11 protein-coding genes, 2 tRNA genes, 2 rRNA genes and 1 pseudogene (1 of these 16 cut by a window edge) are annotated in these 16,233 nt (G+C 44.3%); 7 read left to right on the forward strand and 9 right to left on the reverse strand.

What is annotated here, in order from left to right:
- The 6 genes and pseudogenes from ACO6S0_RS14030 to ACO6S0_RS14055 all read right to left on the reverse strand — a co-directional run.
- Window positions 1–743 (reverse strand): 23S ribosomal RNA (locus ACO6S0_RS14030); it reaches 2,102 nt to the left of the window's first position.
- A gap of 157 nt (window positions 744–900) precedes the next feature.
- Window positions 901–980: pseudogene (locus ACO6S0_RS14035) on the reverse strand.
- A gap of 4 nt (window positions 981–984) precedes the next feature.
- Window positions 985–1,061 (reverse strand) — tRNA-Ala (locus ACO6S0_RS14040).
- A 199-nt stretch (window positions 1,062–1,260) separates the two neighbouring features.
- Window positions 1,261–1,334 (reverse strand) — tRNA-Ile (locus ACO6S0_RS14045).
- Between the two features lie 137 nt (window positions 1,335–1,471).
- A 16S ribosomal RNA gene (locus ACO6S0_RS14050) occupies window positions 1,472–2,995 on the reverse strand.
- Together the 16S and 23S rRNA genes with 2 tRNA genes alongside form the textbook arrangement of a ribosomal RNA operon.
- 306 nt (window positions 2,996–3,301) lie before the next feature.
- On the reverse strand, window positions 3,302–5,500 hold the full coding sequence (locus ACO6S0_RS14055) for a putative porin (RefSeq protein WP_422348955.1): 2,199 nt from the start codon (window positions 5,498–5,500) through the stop codon (window positions 3,302–3,304).
- A gap of 141 nt (window positions 5,501–5,641) precedes the next feature.
- Here ACO6S0_RS14055 and ACO6S0_RS14060 point away from each other — a divergent pair, with 141 nt between their 5' ends.
- The 4 genes from ACO6S0_RS14060 to ACO6S0_RS14075 all read left to right on the forward strand — a co-directional run bounded on the left by ACO6S0_RS14060 (window position 5,642) and on the right by ACO6S0_RS14075 (window position 10,858).
- A complete protein-coding gene (locus ACO6S0_RS14060; protein WP_422348956.1) occupies window positions 5,642–6,238 on the forward strand; it encodes a ribonuclease HII in 597 nt (198 codons plus the stop codon).
- A gap of 28 nt (window positions 6,239–6,266) precedes the next feature.
- A complete protein-coding gene (locus tag ACO6S0_RS14065; RefSeq protein ID WP_422348957.1) occupies window positions 6,267–8,726 on the forward strand; it encodes a ribonuclease HII in 2,460 nt (819 codons plus the stop codon).
- Between the two features lie 129 nt (window positions 8,727–8,855).
- Window positions 8,856–10,175 (forward strand): OmpA family protein, encoded by a 1,320-nt coding sequence (locus tag ACO6S0_RS14070; RefSeq protein ID WP_422348958.1) that lies wholly within the window; start codon window positions 8,856–8,858, stop codon window positions 10,173–10,175.
- Between the two features lie 2 nt (window positions 10,176–10,177).
- Window positions 10,178–10,858 carry a hypothetical protein gene (locus ACO6S0_RS14075; RefSeq protein ID WP_422348959.1) on the forward strand — a complete coding sequence of 227 codons (681 nt, stop codon included), beginning with the start codon at window positions 10,178–10,180 and terminating at the stop codon, window positions 10,856–10,858.
- A 39-nt stretch (window positions 10,859–10,897) separates the two neighbouring features.
- On the opposite strand, the gene lipB is transcribed toward ACO6S0_RS14075, so the two are convergent.
- Genes lipB through ACO6S0_RS14090 form a run of 3 tightly spaced genes read right to left on the reverse strand, consistent with a single transcriptional unit; the run spans window position 10,898 to window position 12,553 of the window.
- The gene (lipB, locus tag ACO6S0_RS14080) at window positions 10,898–11,614 is read right to left on the reverse strand and encodes a lipoyl(octanoyl) transferase LipB (RefSeq protein ID WP_422348960.1); all 717 of its coding nucleotides are present in this window, start codon (window positions 11,612–11,614) and stop codon (window positions 10,898–10,900) included.
- A 32-nt stretch (window positions 11,615–11,646) separates the two neighbouring features.
- On the reverse strand, window positions 11,647–12,387 hold the full coding sequence (locus tag ACO6S0_RS14085; RefSeq protein WP_422348961.1) for a hypothetical protein: 741 nt from the start codon (window positions 12,385–12,387) through the stop codon (window positions 11,647–11,649).
- Window positions 12,388–12,397: 10 nt separating this feature from the next.
- Window positions 12,398–12,553: a YqaE/Pmp3 family membrane protein gene (locus ACO6S0_RS14090; protein ID WP_116183855.1), complete on the reverse strand. Its 156-nt coding sequence runs from the start codon at window positions 12,551–12,553 to the stop codon at window positions 12,398–12,400.
- A gap of 91 nt (window positions 12,554–12,644) precedes the next feature.
- On the opposite strand from ACO6S0_RS14090, the gene ACO6S0_RS14095 reads away from it, so the two are divergent.
- The 3 genes from ACO6S0_RS14095 to lysS all read left to right on the forward strand — a co-directional run bounded on the left by ACO6S0_RS14095 (window position 12,645) and on the right by lysS (window position 16,146).
- On the forward strand, window positions 12,645–13,694 hold the full coding sequence (locus ACO6S0_RS14095) for a response regulator transcription factor (RefSeq protein WP_422348962.1): 1,050 nt from the start codon (window positions 12,645–12,647) through the stop codon (window positions 13,692–13,694).
- Between the two features lie 96 nt (window positions 13,695–13,790).
- Window positions 13,791–14,348, forward strand: a complete 558-nt coding sequence (locus tag ACO6S0_RS14100; protein ID WP_422348963.1) for a thioredoxin family protein — start codon at window positions 13,791–13,793, stop codon at window positions 14,346–14,348.
- A 109-nt stretch (window positions 14,349–14,457) separates the two neighbouring features.
- On the forward strand, window positions 14,458–16,146 hold the full coding sequence (gene lysS, locus ACO6S0_RS14105) for a lysine--tRNA ligase (protein ID WP_422348964.1): 1,689 nt from the start codon (window positions 14,458–14,460) through the stop codon (window positions 16,144–16,146).
- Window positions 16,147–16,233 lie beyond the last annotated feature (87 nt).

A 16,233-nucleotide genomic window follows, 5' to 3' on the forward strand; every position in this document is an offset into this window, starting at 1 on the left:
ACAGCTTCAACCTGCCCATGGGTAGATCGCACGGTTTCGCGTCTACTACTGCTAACTAAAGCGCCCTGTTCAGACTCGCTTTCGCTACGGCTGCGCACCAGAAGTGCTTAACCTCGCTAACAAAAGTAACTCGTAGGCTCATTATGCAAAAGGCACGCCGTCACCCATAAATGGGCTCCGACCGCTTGTAGGCGTATGGTTTCAGGGTCTCTTTCACTCCGTTATTCACGGTTCTTTTCACCTTTCCCTCACGGTACTGGTTCACTATCGGTCTCCCAGGAGTATTTAGCCTTGGCGGATGGTCCCGCCGGATTCACACAGGGTTTCACGTGCCCCGCGCTACTCAGGATACCACTATCTTTAATGCGACTTGCCCGTACGGGACTGTCACCCCTCTCGTGCAGCTTTCCAACTGCTTCCGGTTGATCGCACAAAGAACATCGTGGTCCTACAACCCCAACATTGCCGAAACAACATTGGTTTGGGCTGCTCCGCTTTCGCTCGCCACTACTAACGGAATCACTCTTGTTTTCTCTTCCTCCGCCTACTTAGATGTTTCAGTTCAGCGGGTTAGCTTCCCGATAAATCGGGATGACTGGCCTTCAACCAGCCGGGTTGCCCCATTCGGACATCCGCGGATCAAATCTCGTGTGCAGATCCCCGCGGCTTTTCGCAGCTTATCACGTCCTTCGTCGCCTCTGGGAGCCTAGGCATCCCCCATACGCCCTTCTCTTGCTTGTCGCACCTCCCGGCATAAAGCCGGGAAATGCCCTCGTAATCCTTATATATTCTATTCTACTTCGTGTTTCTTCTTCGACTTCGCAGCAACGGGACAAAATCCCATCGCGCTCCGTCCCAATATGTCAATGAACGTTTATGCCAAACTTGATCTGGCATCCGTGGAGAATACCGGAGTCGAACCGGTGACCTTCCCGACGCTGCGGTCGGGACGCCCTGGCCCCAAAAAACGGCCAAGTCTCTCTTTGGTGGAGAATACCGGAGTCGAACCGGTGACCTCCTGCGTGCAAGGCAGGCGCTCTAGCCAGCTGAGCTAATTCCCCATTTTCAGCGAACAGTCAACAGTTATTAGTCAACAGTCCTAAACGGCTCACCATAACGTGATAACTCAACCTCTAAAATTTCCTGTTTCAAATGAACTTCGGCCCCCTTCGCACAAGGCTCCGGTGACCACAGTAGTCTCAGGCAGACTCCCTTCGACTGCGCTCAGGGCAGACTTCTCGTCCTTCTTCGACAACTTTGTAGTCTCAGGCAGACTCGAACTGCCGACCTCTACATTATCAGTGTAGCGCTCTAACCAGCTGAGCTATGAGACTGTTTGGCCTAAAATCGCCAGTATGTTTGCATATTGCAAGACAGCATAAAAGAAACAAGAAACCACCCGATGGCGGACTTGGACGTCCGGTCGTCTTCCTGCCCCTCTACCGGATCGCTCCGGTGGGCAAGTCTCTAGAAAGGAGGTGTTCCAGCCGCACCTTCCGGTACGGCTACCTTGTTACGACTTAGCCCTAGTTACCGATTTTGCCCTAGGCCGCTCCTCGCGGTGACGGACTTCAGGCACTCCCGGCTTCCATGGCTTGACGGGCGGTGTGTACAAGGCCCGGGAACGTATTCACCGGATCATGGCTGATATCCGATTACTAGCGATTCCAGCTTCACGGGGTCGAGTTGCAGACCCCGATCCGAACTGTGACCGGCTTTGTAGATCCGCGCCCCCTTGCGGGGTGGCTTCCCTCTGTACCGGCCATTGTAGCACGTGTGTGGCCCAGGACGTAAGGGCCGTGATGATTTGACGTCGTCCCCACCTTCCTCACGGTTTGCACCGGCAGTCCCGTTAGAGTCCCCGACTTGAATCGCTGGCAACTAACGGTAGGGGTTGCGCTCGTTATAGGACTTAACCTGACACCTCACGGCACGAGCTGACGACAACCATGCAGCACCTTGTAACGAGTCCGAAGAAAAGCCTATCTCTAAGCCTGTCCCGTTACATTTAAGCCCTGGTAAGGTTCCTCGCGTATCATCGAATTAAACCACATGCTCCACCGCTTGTGCGGGCCCCCGTCAATTCCTTTGAGTTTCATTCTTGCGAACGTACTCCCCAGGTGGGATACTTATCACTTTCGCTTGGCCGCCGAGTCCGAAGACCCGACAGCTAGTATCCATCGTTTACGGCGTGGACTACCGGGGTATCTAATCCCGTTCGCTACCCACGCTTTCGTCCATCAGCGTCAGTACGTTGTTGGTTACCTGCCTTCGCGATCGGTGTTCTATGTGATATCTATGCATTTCACCGCTACACCACATGTTCCGGCAACCCCACAACGACTCAAGACCGCCAGTATCAAAGGCAGTTCTACGGTTGAGCCGCAGACTTTCACCCCTGACTTAACGGCCCGCCTACGGACCCTTTAAACCCAATGATTCCGGATAACGCTCGGACCCTCCGTATTACCGCGGCTGCTGGCACGGAGTTAGCCGGTCCTTATTCTTACGGTACCGTCAGCTGTCCACACGTGGACAGGTTTCTTCCCGTATAAAAGCAGTTTACAACCCATAGGGCAGTCATCCTGCACGCGGCATGGCTGGATCAGTCTCCCGACCATTGTCCAATATTCCTCACTGCTGCCTCCCGTAGGAGTCTGGTCCGTGTCTCAGTACCAGTGTGGGGGATCCCCCTCTCAGGGCCCCTAACCATCGTTGCCTTGGTAAGCCGTTACCTTACCAACAAGCTAATGGTACGCATGGCCATCCCTGTCCGATAAATCTTTAATCCCTCCACCATGCGGTGGTGGGATACCATGGGGCATTAATCCAAATTTCTCTGGGCTATTCCCCTGACAGGGGCAGGTTCCATACGCGTTCCGCACCCGTGCGCCGGTCGCCGGCGGATTGCAAGCAATCCCCGCTGCCCCTCGACTTGCATGTGTTAGGCCTGCCGCTAGCGTTCATCCTGAGCCAGGATCAAACTCTTCATTGTAAAAAGTTGAATAATTTCAACTCCCAAACAACCCAAGTAACTGACATCAAAATGGTTCCTCGTTATTCTCTTTTACGCTGTCTATACAATATGTCAAATGAACTTCAAAAAAAGAAGAAAAAAACAGGCCCAAAGGACCCCGTCTCTTCTTTAAAAAACGCCCCGCCTTATCAGCTAAGCGGGTGCAAATATAAACAGGTTATTTTTACTCAGCAAATAGTTTCGGCTATATTTTTTGTCAAAAAAATGAATGATTTTGTAACCCGCTGTTTTTCAACAATGAATTATCCGATAATTATTCCAACTTTATGAAAAGAAATTCCAAACCAAACCAAAACGGATTACAAAATCACGGTAAGGGTAATTTGGAGCCGAGTAATAATTAGGTTCCGAAGTAAACAAGGTGTTAAAGTGTTCCGCCTTCAGATAAATCCTTGTTTGTCTAACTTTTGCATTAATAAAGAAGTCCAGCAGCGGGTAACCTCCAAACTCCTCATTGTTTTGAATATAAAACTCCCCTAACAATGGATTGTATGCATTCATATTATAGGAAGTAAAATATTTAAACGTTACGCCTGTTTGCAAGAACATTGCTTTTTTAAATACATCCTTGGAGAAATACAAGGTGTTCCTTGTCAATACTTGAGGTAAATTAATTACGTTATTGTCCTGCGTTACATTTTGATACAAGACCGTATTGGCCAAAGCCCACCTTCTCCATTTAACCTCCTTAAAATATTTTACACGCAAATGATTTATGGTAGATGCTTCTTGAAATGGCCTCACAAAAGCGGTTTCCTCCCCATTGTCAATTTGTTCTTGGGTTGCGGTAGATTGGAAATAGGTATAATTATCAATGGCACTGTACTCTGCTTCCAAATGGCCCAAAAGCTTTGAGTCAATCCCAAAACTTATGTTCTGAATTTGCTGTTTGTCAAACGTAGCCGTGTTTTGCCAATTGTAATTTCGATAATCGCTCTGATACAACAAATAATTGAAATCAGGCATTCTGGACGAAGCATGAATTCCTCCGCTAATCTTATAGCTATCGTTGATTTGATACTCCATCCTGGCGTTAAAGGCGTTTCCTGCCAATTCTCCAGATATATTATAATTAAGGTCACCACTCAACCTTAACCGTCCCAAATCTTTGAGATAGGTTCCCCCGACACTTATCTCCTCTCCTTCCAATTTGTTTTGAATAATCCCTGTATCAGTTTCCAAAATGCTATTGAAAAAGTAGTTGTAGTTATACAAGCTCACCATTCCCGTAAGTTTTCCCAGGATACGGTTGGAAAACTGCGCGGAAACCTTATTGAACATGGTCTTTAAACGAGCGCGGTCCTCGATAGGGGTAACAAAGGGATCACTTCCAAAAGCACTATTCTGGGAAGATTGGGTAAAATCATAAAATTTGGTCTCATAAGTGAACTCATGACCCAAAGTCAAGCTGGTGGGCAATCCCTTTGTGGAATCCTTTTTTACATTGAACAGTTTCCACTGGTGATCAAAATAGTACCGCTTGCCCAAAATTCTATTGTTGGCATTGGTGTATACAACATCTATTCGGGAACGATCAGAAAAATCATCGGTGGCTGTGCTCTCAAATTGTTCTCTGAGCAATAGTCCTCCATTTTCCTCAGATTCCAAATCTTGAGCCGTAATATGACCACGAAGGGCATAATTGTTCTTCTTGTTCACATAGTTGAAGGTAGTCCTAAAGTTGCCCGATTGGGTTTGATCAAACCTATATTTCCCTAAAGACCTAAATCCTTTATACGCTATGGAAGCGCTAAACTGTTTTGAAAGATTGAAAGCCAGTAAAGCATCCAACAGCTGTCCTTGCTCCAAGGTTGTCTTAAACATGAGCTCCGTCATTGGTGTGGGGACATGATAATAATTAATGTCCTCTACTTCAAAATAATTGGCATGGCGAGCGGTGGCCCCGATAAGTGGGTAGTACGAATTCTTGGAGAACGTCCTTCCCAAAACATTATATGGACGGCCAATGTTCTCAAAGGGCATTACTTCAAAATCATCCTTTCGTAGATAATTGTATTTGTACTCCTTTCTTATGGTCAAGGTAGTATCCAAAATGGTCGTATCCCTTGCATAGGAAATAATCTTGTAATCATCAATACGAACCGTATCCTCCACCAATTCAGGTATCCTGGGCCTATTCAGCATAGGTTTTTTCTTGGTCGGTTTCTTTTTGGCCAAGGAATCCAACTTCTTTGGCTTTCTTACGGAATCTCTTGCTACCGTTACGGAATCCAGCTCCTTCATTTTAGCAATTGAATCCAGTTTCGCAGGAATTGAATCCGATTTTTTCGCCAAGGAAACAGAGTCCAACTTAACGGTCAAAGAATCCAATTTTTGAACTTTGGGAATGGAGTCCTGGCTTGTGGGCAGGGAATCAATCTTTTTTGGCGGTGGAACGGAATCCTGTTGGGCAAACAAGGACAGATTCACAACAAAGAGTAGGGCAAAAAATACAAATCTCATTCCGTACTATTGGTCAGGCAAAGGTATATGTTTTGTTTCTAAAGAAATGTGAAAGTTTAGTTGTAGAAAAACTAAGGTTTTTTTTTAGGGCATTTCTTCTTAGTTTTCAACGGTCCAAGATGATGAGTGCCATATTTAACCATGCTCAAAAACCACTACAAATTTATAAATGAAGCCGGTACCGATGAGGCAGGCAGAGGTTGTCTGGCCGGGCCCGTGACCGCAGGGGCCATTATCTTGCCTGAGGATTTTCAGAATGGCATATTGAACGATTCCAAACAACTTACCGAACTTAAAAGGGAACAGCTGAGACCTATTTTGGAAAGTGAGGCCGTTTCCTATTCGGTTTGTCACGTTTTTGAAGAGGAAATTGATAGCATCAATATTTTGAACGCCTCCATTTTGGCCATGCACCGCGCACTTGACGGATTGCAAACCACACCCAGCTTTATTTTGGTAGATGGAAACAGGTTTAAACCTTATTTGGAAATTGGACATGAATGCATCATCAAAGGTGATGGAAAATTCATGAGCATAGCGGCCGCTTCGGTTTTGGCCAAAACCTATAGGGATGAGTTTATGGCAAAAATCCATGAGGAGTACCCCATGTACAATTGGAAAAAGAACAAAGGATACCCTACCAAGGAACACCGCGACGCCATAAGAGAATTTGGTCTCACCAAATACCACAGAAAAAGCTTCAGACAGCTTCCGGAACAATTGACTCTGGACTTCTAAAAACCTAAATTTGTTCCAAACTTCAAAAATGAAACATAAGGCACTACTCTATTTGCTTGCTCCATTTCTTCTTTGCTGCAAGCCTGAAGTGCAATCAACCGATTCCTTGTTGAGTCATTTATTGCCCAACGCCAGTTTGATCATCAAGATCAATAACCTCTCCAATTTTAAAAGCGAACTGAAAAACAGTACATTTTTGGAAAAAACCAAGAGTTTTGGCATTCACCACGACTTGGAAAAGAAACTAAAGGGGCTCCAACACCTTAGTACTGACGCTGAATGTTTAGCAGCCTTTTATGAAGTGGGAAAGAACAATCACGAGTTTGTTTTTACCTTGAAACGGAATGCCACTAGCTTTTCGGCGGACAGCATTGGTGACCGCACGGTGGAGACTTTGACATATCAAAACAAAAACATCACCAAATATACACAGGGCGACCAAGCGATATTCAGTCTTCAACTGGACGATGTTTTGCATTTGAGCTCTTCCCAAATACTAATTGAAAATATAGCTAGAACCCCAAATCCCAATACCGCAAGCGGGTTGCTTAAACGATTGTACAGCGCATCGGCCCCATCCAAATCCGCAACATTTTTTGTTCATTTGGATGAACCCTCCTCAATGCCCTCAGCCCAGATCAAGGAGGGGCAAGACCGCACACAGTCCTTTTCGGATTGGTTGTCCCTGGATTTTTCAGCCAACTCGGATCAAATTAGTCTAAGCGGTGTTGCATTGGCTTCCGATTCCACAAAAAATTTCATCAATTTATTTAAAGGTACCAGTCCATTGGCCAATAAGGCCCAGCTTTTTGCTCCGCAAAACACCCAAGCCTTGGTTTCCTACACTTTTGATGACTATTCCGTCTTTGCTAAAAATCAGAATGAGTATTTAAATAGGGTGAAGCCCGCCGATTCGCTGTTCAATACCATTGAGGAACTGGGCATTATCCGGGTAAACGATGACAAGGTTGTACTTCTCAATTCTTTCGGCACAGAAAGTATTTCTGAATTTCTAAACAATGATAAATCTGGCACTTCCAATTATCAAGGGAGTGAGATTCTGTCCTTAAAGTCCAAGGATTTCTTAACCGAAGGATTTAATCCTTTATTGACTGGGTTTGAATCCAATTTTTGCACCATTCTCGAGAATACTTTTGTCTTTTCTGAGAAAAAGGAAGCACTGCAAACCGTATTGAGCAATTATAAAAGCAGTGCCACTTTTGGCAATACAGATGCATTTAAGACCGCTGCCGAAACCCTGGCCAACGAATCCAGCATTCTGTTTGTCTCCAATGCCTCCGGAGTGGATTACTTTGCCGAAAAGGATTTGGTGCCAGCAATGAGTGATGCCTTCAAGGCATCCAACTTTAAGGATCATACTTTTGCAGCCCAGTTTGTATCGGACAATGGATTTTCCCATGCCAACATTAGTATTGGTAAGATTGCCAAAACCGTTACTTCAAAATCTGTCACGCCCCTGTTCACTTTGGAACTTGATACCGATTTGGCCATAAACCCACAGTTTGTGAAAAACCATCGTACCAACAAACAAGAAGTTGTGGTACAGGATCAAAATAACATATTGCACCTTATTTCCACAGATGGGAAAGTACTTTGGAAAAAGCAGTTGGAGGGAAGAATCCAAGGCAAGATCCATCAAGTGGACATCTACAAAAATGGTAGGTTGCAGTTGGCATTTTGCACCAGCAACGAGTTTATGATCGTAGATCGAAATGGGGAAGACGTACCTCCTTTCAAAATGAAATACGAGGGAGGAAATTTGAACCCGCTTGCCGTTTTTGACTATGAAGGACGGAAGGACTATCGCTTCGTGGTCACCCAAGGTGAAAAGGTTTTTATGTACAACAATCGGGGTAAAATTGTGGATGGCTTCACCTATACCCGGGCTCAAAGTCCCATTTTATCTGCACCCAGCCATTTTAGAATGGGGAATAAGGACTATCTCGTATTTCAATTGGAGGACAAAACGCTAAAAATCCTTCACCGATCTGGGGGAGACCGCATCAAAGTGCCCGAAAAAATCGATTTCTCCAACAACGGTGTCTTTCTATATAAGAATAAGTTTTCCGTCACCAATAAAAAAGGAGTACTTCACCAAATAGATGCCCGGGGCAAACTCACCAGCACCAATTTTAATCTTAGTCCAGACCACGGAATGTACACCACCAGTAAAACCCTGGTGTTCATGGATGATAACGTACTTACAATTAAAGGAAAAAAGGTGGAGTTGGAGCTTGGGGTATATACCCAACCGAAGATCTTCTACATCTATGACAAGATTTATGTGAGTGTAACCGACATCCAAAGTCAAAAAATCTATCTTTTTGACAGCCAGGCAAAATCCATTCCCAACTTCCCTGTTTTTGGAAACTCCCTCATTGATATGGTGGATATGGACAACGACAAGCGGTTGGAGCTCGTGGCCAAGGATCAAGAAAATTCCATCATTGTCTATAGGATCAATTAAAGCCCTCAATTGCAGCTTATACATAAGTTGGAACAGATCACACATCTTGTTCTTATTTGCGGGGATAACTTTTGTAGTTTTCTAGTGGATTTTTTAACTTAAGAGACACACTATCAAAACACTATAGCAATGAAAACCTCATCCCCTGGCAAAATCCTATTGGGTTTTGTCCTCGTATTTGGGTTTTGTCTTAGCGGCAATGCCCAATTATTAAAAAAACTTGGTAAACGTGCAGAAAGAGCTGCTGAACGTACCATAGAACGACGCGTTGATAAAGAAACCTCGGAAAAAACCGATCAGGTCCTGGACAGCATTTTGGAGCCAGGCTCTGGAGGAAACAAACAAGGCCCAAACACCACACCCAGTCCAACTGGAAATGAGCCCAATACCCAAGGTGGGCAATCTGGAGGGCCAACTGGTTCATCTGGCCCTAAAACCATAGAGGTCTACAGCAAGTTTGATTATGTCCCTGGCGACAAGCAGTTGTTCTTTGATGATTTTGGGAATGATTTTATTGGGGATTTCCCCTCTAAATGGAACACCAATGCAGGTGGAGAGGTGGTGACCTTGGGAGATTCTCCACAGAAATGGTTCGGATTTAAATCGGGATACAATATTTATTACATCCCCAATGTTCCGCAACTGCCGGAAGAATACACCATTGAATTTGATTTAGCAGCGGTTGGCCTGGACAGACAAACGTCTTCCACAGCACAATTACAGATTATGCTCAGCAATGATGAAAAATTTGATATGGGCTCCAATTTTGCCTTCGCCGAAATTCCATTCTGTCAATACGCTGCCATAGGGGTAACTGTTGCAAATCGAATTAATGGCAAACGGGAAATACGAAGCACTGTTAAGGCCGATCTTCGGGATGAGGTCTTGGATACTCCCCATATCTCCATTGCTGTAAACAAGCAGCGTTTTAGACTTTGGGTGAACGAGATAAAATACATTGATGTGCCCCAATTGGTGCCAAACGGAGCCATCTTGAGTACCTTAAAGTTTCATGTAAACAATTTCAAGGACGGGAAAGAACAAGTTTTTATTTCCAACCTGAAAATTGCCGAGGGGGGTGTTGATCTACGCCGAAAGTTGATTGCCGAAGGCAAAATCTCCACCAACGGAATTCTCTTTGACACTGGATCGGCCAATATAAAACCAGAATCCATGGGTATCATTAGACAGATTTATCAAGTACTACAGCAAGATGGAACCATCAACCTAAAAATTGTGGGCCATACAGATAGTGATGGAAGTGACGAAAACAACATGGCACTTTCCAAAAAAAGGGCGGCATCGGTAAAAAATGCCCTGGTATCCGTTTATGGAGTTGACACCAATAGATTAACAGTTGATGGCAAAGGGGAATCTGAGCCGGTAGCCGACAACAACAGCCCAGATGGCAAAGCGCAAAACAGAAGAGTTGAATTTATCAGACAATAAAAATGAAAAAGTTTTTTAGCCTTTTACTGTTCCTGGGCCTAATTTTTGGCGAGTGTGCACTGGCCCAAACTGATTGTAGTAAGTACTATCCCATTTCGGATGGTGCCAAATTTGAAATTTCCATGTACAACAACAACATGAAACCACAAGGAAGAGTGGTCTATTCCGTCAAAAACGATGGTGGGGACAAAGTGCTCTATACCATGGAATTGTTTGACAAGAACGGAACTCCCATTAGCGACTCTACCTATGGCATGCAATGCGAAGAAGATGGTGTTTCCATTGATTTTAAATCCATGATGGGTTCCATGACCAACCGGTTTGGAGATATGGAAGTGGACATAAGTGGCAACAACATTTATCTGCCCAACAATTTGGAGGTGGGCAATATTCTTCCGGATGCCGAAATGGAAATATCCGTTACAGGGGCACCAGTGGCCATGAAGTCCACCGTAAGAATGGTTGACCGGACGGTGATCGGGGAAGAAGAAATTACCACTCCCGCGGGCACTTTTCCCTGCAAAATCCTTGCGTACAGCACAGAAATGAAAATGGGGATAAAAAACACCGGCTATACCAAGCAGTGGTTGGCCGAAAATGTGGGTATGGTCAAAACCGAAGACTACAACAAAAAAGGAGGGAAACTAAGAAACATTAGCTTGCTTACCTCTTATGAGCAATAAGCTGCCATCAACCCAGCCAGAATTGAAAACCGAGGAGCTCTAAACCTCGGTTTTTTGTTGTAGCAACTCGGCTTTAAAAAGTTGTACAAAATGGTACTGTAGTTTTTGCTTCACCTCATCCATATCCACCACTTTTTGACCCAACTCCACGTTTAAGGAGGTAACGGCCTTGTCCTTGATCCCGCACGGAATCATAAGGTCAAAATAACCCAAATTGGTATTCACGTTCAAGGCAAAACCGTGCATGGTCACCCATCTGCTAGCACGTACACCCATGGCACAAATCTTTCGGGCAAAGGGGGTGCCAACATCCAGCCAAACCCCAGTTTCTCCTTCGGAGCGTTCACACTTTAGTCCGTATTCTGCCAAGGTCAAAATCACCATTTCTTCCAAAAACCGAAGGTACTTGTGGATATCTGTAAAGAAGTTGTCCAAATCCAAAATGGGATAGCCCACAACCTGCCCAGGTCCGTGGTAGGTAATATCCCCTCCTCTATTGATCTTATAAAAAGAAGCCTCTTTGGCTTTCAACTGGGTCTCGTCCACCAAGAGATTGTCCATATTTCCGCTTTTCCCCAGAGTGTAAACATGGGGATGTTCCACAAACAGAAAATGGTTCTGGGTGGGCTCTTGGGTGCCGTTTCTCCTATTTTGGATTTTCTGATCTACAATTTCTTGGAACAATGCTTCCTGATAATCCCAAGTTTCCTTGTAATCCTTGAGCCCCAAATCCTGTAGAATAACTTTCTTGTTCATCCTGCAAAGATACGAACACCCTGCACAGCAGTCTAATCCTCCAGCTCTACTTCCAAATCCAAAGAAGACGGATCTTTCATCAAATCCATAAATCCGACCTCATAGAAAAGCGTTTTGCCATCGGCACTAAAAGTAGCACCCTCCACATTGGCGGATTTAACCCTTCGCGGGAAATGATATTTCAAGGTATAGGTGGATCCCGAAAGGAACATTTCCGCTCCTTGCATACTGTCCAAACTTTGTTGGAACAGTGCCTCATCCAAAATCTTGGCCTTTCGGGTAAAGGTGTTCTTGGCAAAGGAATAAGATACCTCAGTGGTAGGTTCCTCGGAGCCTAAACCTCCAGGTTGCTCCTGTCCACTGCCCGGACCAAAGGAACTGGCCCCTTGGAAGGCATTGAATGCGTCATTGACTTCCTCTATTTTTTTGAATTCACTGAAAAGATCAAATTTCATCACCTTTTCGTCCGGGTTCATGACCATGTGCATTTTAAAAGGCTCCAATTTCTTCAGTTTTGCCTGTTCCTCAGGTGATAATTGTGATATGCTGTCCTTCTTTTCTTCCAACAAGTCCTTAAAGGAAATCAAGGAATCCACAGGTTTTTCATTGGATTTTTTCATTTCCTCCCCGGCCATTTCCATAAGTTCGGAGCCATCAAAATTGATGGACAGCTTGCCCGTTCCGTCTTCGTTCAAAAAAATTTCTTCGGTAAAATTACAAGAGGAGATCAAGGCAAGTACAATAGCACAGGCCCAAAACTGGATTTTTTTCATGGAAGTGATTTTAGTTCGTGTTATTTAGGATGACCAGTGCCCCAATAACTCCAGGAACCCAGCCGCAAAGGGTTAAAAGTAATACAATAACAAAAGACCCACAACCTTTTCCGATAACTGACAAAGGGGGGAAAATTATAGCCAATAAAACACGCCAGAAACTCATGATCTTAATTAATGATTGATGATACTTATAGGTAGCTTATTTGCCTATTTTGTTACACAAAACCACTATTTTTAGTTTCCATTAGTCTTGTATGCGTGCTTTTGCATTTTTAGTTTTTTTGTTGAGCAGCTTTGCTGTTATGGGACAATACCGTTTTTCTGGGGAACTATCCAAAGAAAATGCCGGTAACATGGTGTATTTGTCCTTGGTGGAAGATTATCGCAAATCCTCCCGGGTGTATTTGGAGCAGATCATCAGAAAGGTAGTTGTGGACTCATTGGGCCAATTTAGCTTTGAGGGCAACAAGCTGCTGAATGAAAATAGGATATACCGAATTCATTTGGACGGATGCGCTGAAAATGTCAATGCGCAGCACTTTTTAGGACATTGCAATAGCAGTCAAAGTGTTCTGTTTATTGCAAACAACAGGGATACCTTACATTTTCCCACATCTTTTGGAGATCAAACCCTTTGCACGGTGAATTCCACCAACCCCAAATCATCATTAATACTCGATATTGAAGCCTTAAAGGAGGAGATGGTTTTCGATTTCATGGAATTCAGGAGCGAGGCCAACCAAAAGCTAAACTCCGATAAATGGTTTGCCAAGCTCCAAGATTTTGGACAATCTGTCGAAGAGCCGCTAGCCGAACTTTATATCTATGATTTCCTTTCGGACAAAAGAAATGAAACCTACAACCATTACCTGTTGGACATTTCTCGCAATGATTACTATGCCGATTTGTTAACTAGATTGAGGAACAGCTATCCAACCGCAGGCTTTACCCAGGAGTATGAAGCTGAAATCGTCTCGGATCAACATTTGGTCTCTTTCCGTAATGGTGATACGTGGAGTTGGAAATGGGTCTTAATAGGCTTACTGGTGCTTTCCCTGGGACTCAATTTCTATCTGGTGTTTCGAAACCGATCCAAAACCAAAAAGCAAAAACAGCAACTGTTTCAAAAACTCACTTCCCAAGAACAAAAAATAGTGCAATACATCCTCAACGACCGAAGCAACAAAGAGATTGCAGCCGAAATGTTTGTAAGCCTGAGCACGATCAAAACCCACATCAACAATCTCTATAAAAAGTTGGATGTATCCTCCAGACAGGAAGTTGTTGCCCGATTCAAAAAGTAAAAATCCACCCAGGGTCTAGACCCCAATTCCAACCCTTTCACATAAGTCCCAAGCAGTATTTAGCCCATTTTCGGAGCAACTTTAAATCCGAAAATCATGAAACGTACATTCTTAGCGCTTCTGTGGTTTTGTGTTGGAGTATTGAACTCCCAAACCTATAACCAAGAAGTTCAATTGGAAAATGGAAAGCCCTTTTTATTGGGCAAAATCAATGTGGAAGGGCTGCAAACCCAACCCTATAAGGACTGGTTCCAATCCGGGCATGAATCCTATGTTGTGGATAGCACCCTAGTGGAGCTTTTTAAAACTTCTTTGCAGGATTGTCACCTTAAACTGTTTTTGGGCACCTGGTGCGGAGACAGCAAAAGGGAGGTACCCCGTTTTCTAAAAATCCTTGAAACAGCAGGCTTCCCCATGAAAAATATGGATATTGTGGCCTTGGACCGTAGAAAGGGGAAAGTAAAAACCAGTCCCACAGGAGAAGAAAGGGGTTTGAACATTATCAGGGTACCAACCATGCTCTTCTATAAAAATGGAAAAGAGGTCAACCGAATCGTGGAAAGTCCTATTGAATCTTTGGAAGAAGACATGGCCCAAATTCTAAGTGGCCAACCCTACACCCCAAATTATGCCACAATAAGCGGGACGAGGTAAGAAATTGTGGGATAAACATTCCAAAGGAAATCCCGCTGCAGTGCATCGGAGAATTCTTTTCGATTAAAGCGCAAAAGTGTAATTTTGCGCTTTAATTTTTTTATAGCCTATGCAACTATCGGAGCAGGAAATCGTTCGAAGGGAAAAATTATCAAAGCTAAGGAAGTTGGGAATCAACCCATACCCAGCCGCACTTTATCCAGTTGATGCCACATCCAAAAGCATCAAAGACGATTTTGAGGAAGGAAAGAAGGTGGTGGTTTCTGGAAGACTGATGTCAAGACGAATCCAAGGAAAAGCCTCTTTTGCCGAGTTGCAAGATAGCGAGGGTCGTATCCAGGTTTATTTCAATCGAGATGAAATTTGCCCTGGAGATGACAAAATGCACTACAATGAGGTCTATAAAAAACTATTGGATATTGGTGACATTATCGGCATTGAAGGCGAACTGTTTACCACCCAAGTAGGTGAAAAGACGGTAATGGTCAAAAATTTCAGCTTATTGAGCAAGGCCCTTCGGCCATTGCCATTGCCCAAAGTGGATGCAGATGGAAAAGTATTTGATGAATTCAATGATCCCGAACTTCGCTATCGTCAGCGATATGTGGATTTGGTGGTGAATCCATCCGTAAAGGAAACCTTTATAAAGCGAACCAAAATCACCAACAGCATCCGTGAATTCTACAATGACAGGGGATATTTGGAAGTGGAAACTCCCATTTTGCAACCGATTCCCGGAGGGGCCGCGGCGCGTCCCTTTTTGACGCATCACAATGCTTTGAACATTCCGTTGTACCTCAGGATTGCCAATGAGCTTTATCTTAAAAGGCTTATCGTAGGAGGTTTTGATGGAGTATACGAATTCTCCAAGGATTTTAGAAACGAGGGGATGGATCGCACCCATAATCCAGAGTTTACCGTAATGGAGCTCTATGTAGCTTATAAGGATTATAATTGGATGATGGAAACCACCGAACAGTTGTTGGAGAAAATTGCCCTGGATGCCAATGGAAGCACCAAGGTCACTGTAGGGGATAATGAAATTGAGTTCAAGGCGCCTTATGCCCGTGTGCCTATTTTGGAAGCTATTAAAATACATACAGGTCATGATGTGGCAGGTATGGATGAGACCCAGCTTAGGGAAGTGGCCCAAAAACTCGATATTGAAGTGGATGAAACCATGGGCGTTGGTAAACTTATTGATGAGATTTTTGGGGAGAAGTGCGAACACCACTATGTGCAGCCCACTTTTATAACCGATTACCCCAAAGAGATGAGTCCGTTGACAAAAGAGCACCGTGACAATCCTGCGCTTACTGAACGCTTTGAGTTGATGGTGAATGGGAAAGAATTGGCCAATGCCTATTCCGAGTTGAACGATCCCATTGATCAACGGGAACGTTTTGAAGAGCAACTCAAACTTTCCGAAAAAGGAGATGATGAGGCCATGTTCATTGACCAGGATTTTTTGCGTGCCCTGGAATATGGCATGCCCCCAACTTCTGGAATTGGTATCGGCATTGATCGCTTGGTCATGCTGATGACCAATAATTCGTCCATTCAAGAGGTGTTGTTCTTCCCGCAAATGCGTCCCGAGAAGAAGCAAGTGGAACTTACCGAAGAGGAAAAAATCATAATGGATATTCTTAAGCCCATAGGAGAAATGCCTTTGGCCGATCTCAAGGAAAAAGCTGCACTCAGTGGTAAAAAATGGGATAAGAGCACCAAAAATTTGGCAAAACTTGGGCTTTTTGAGGTGCAAAAAACCAATGATGGACTTTTTGCTTCCCTAAAGTAACCCGGATTGTCCCATACAAGAACGTGCTTCTTCCCAGAACCATTGTTCAGCATCGTTCAAAAGTCGTTCGGCGAAGAATAGCTAGAT

Origin of the sequence: Flagellimonas sp., assembly GCF_965233845.1 — a bacterium.
Lineage (GTDB): Bacteria > Bacteroidota > Bacteroidia > Flavobacteriales > Flavobacteriaceae > Flagellimonas.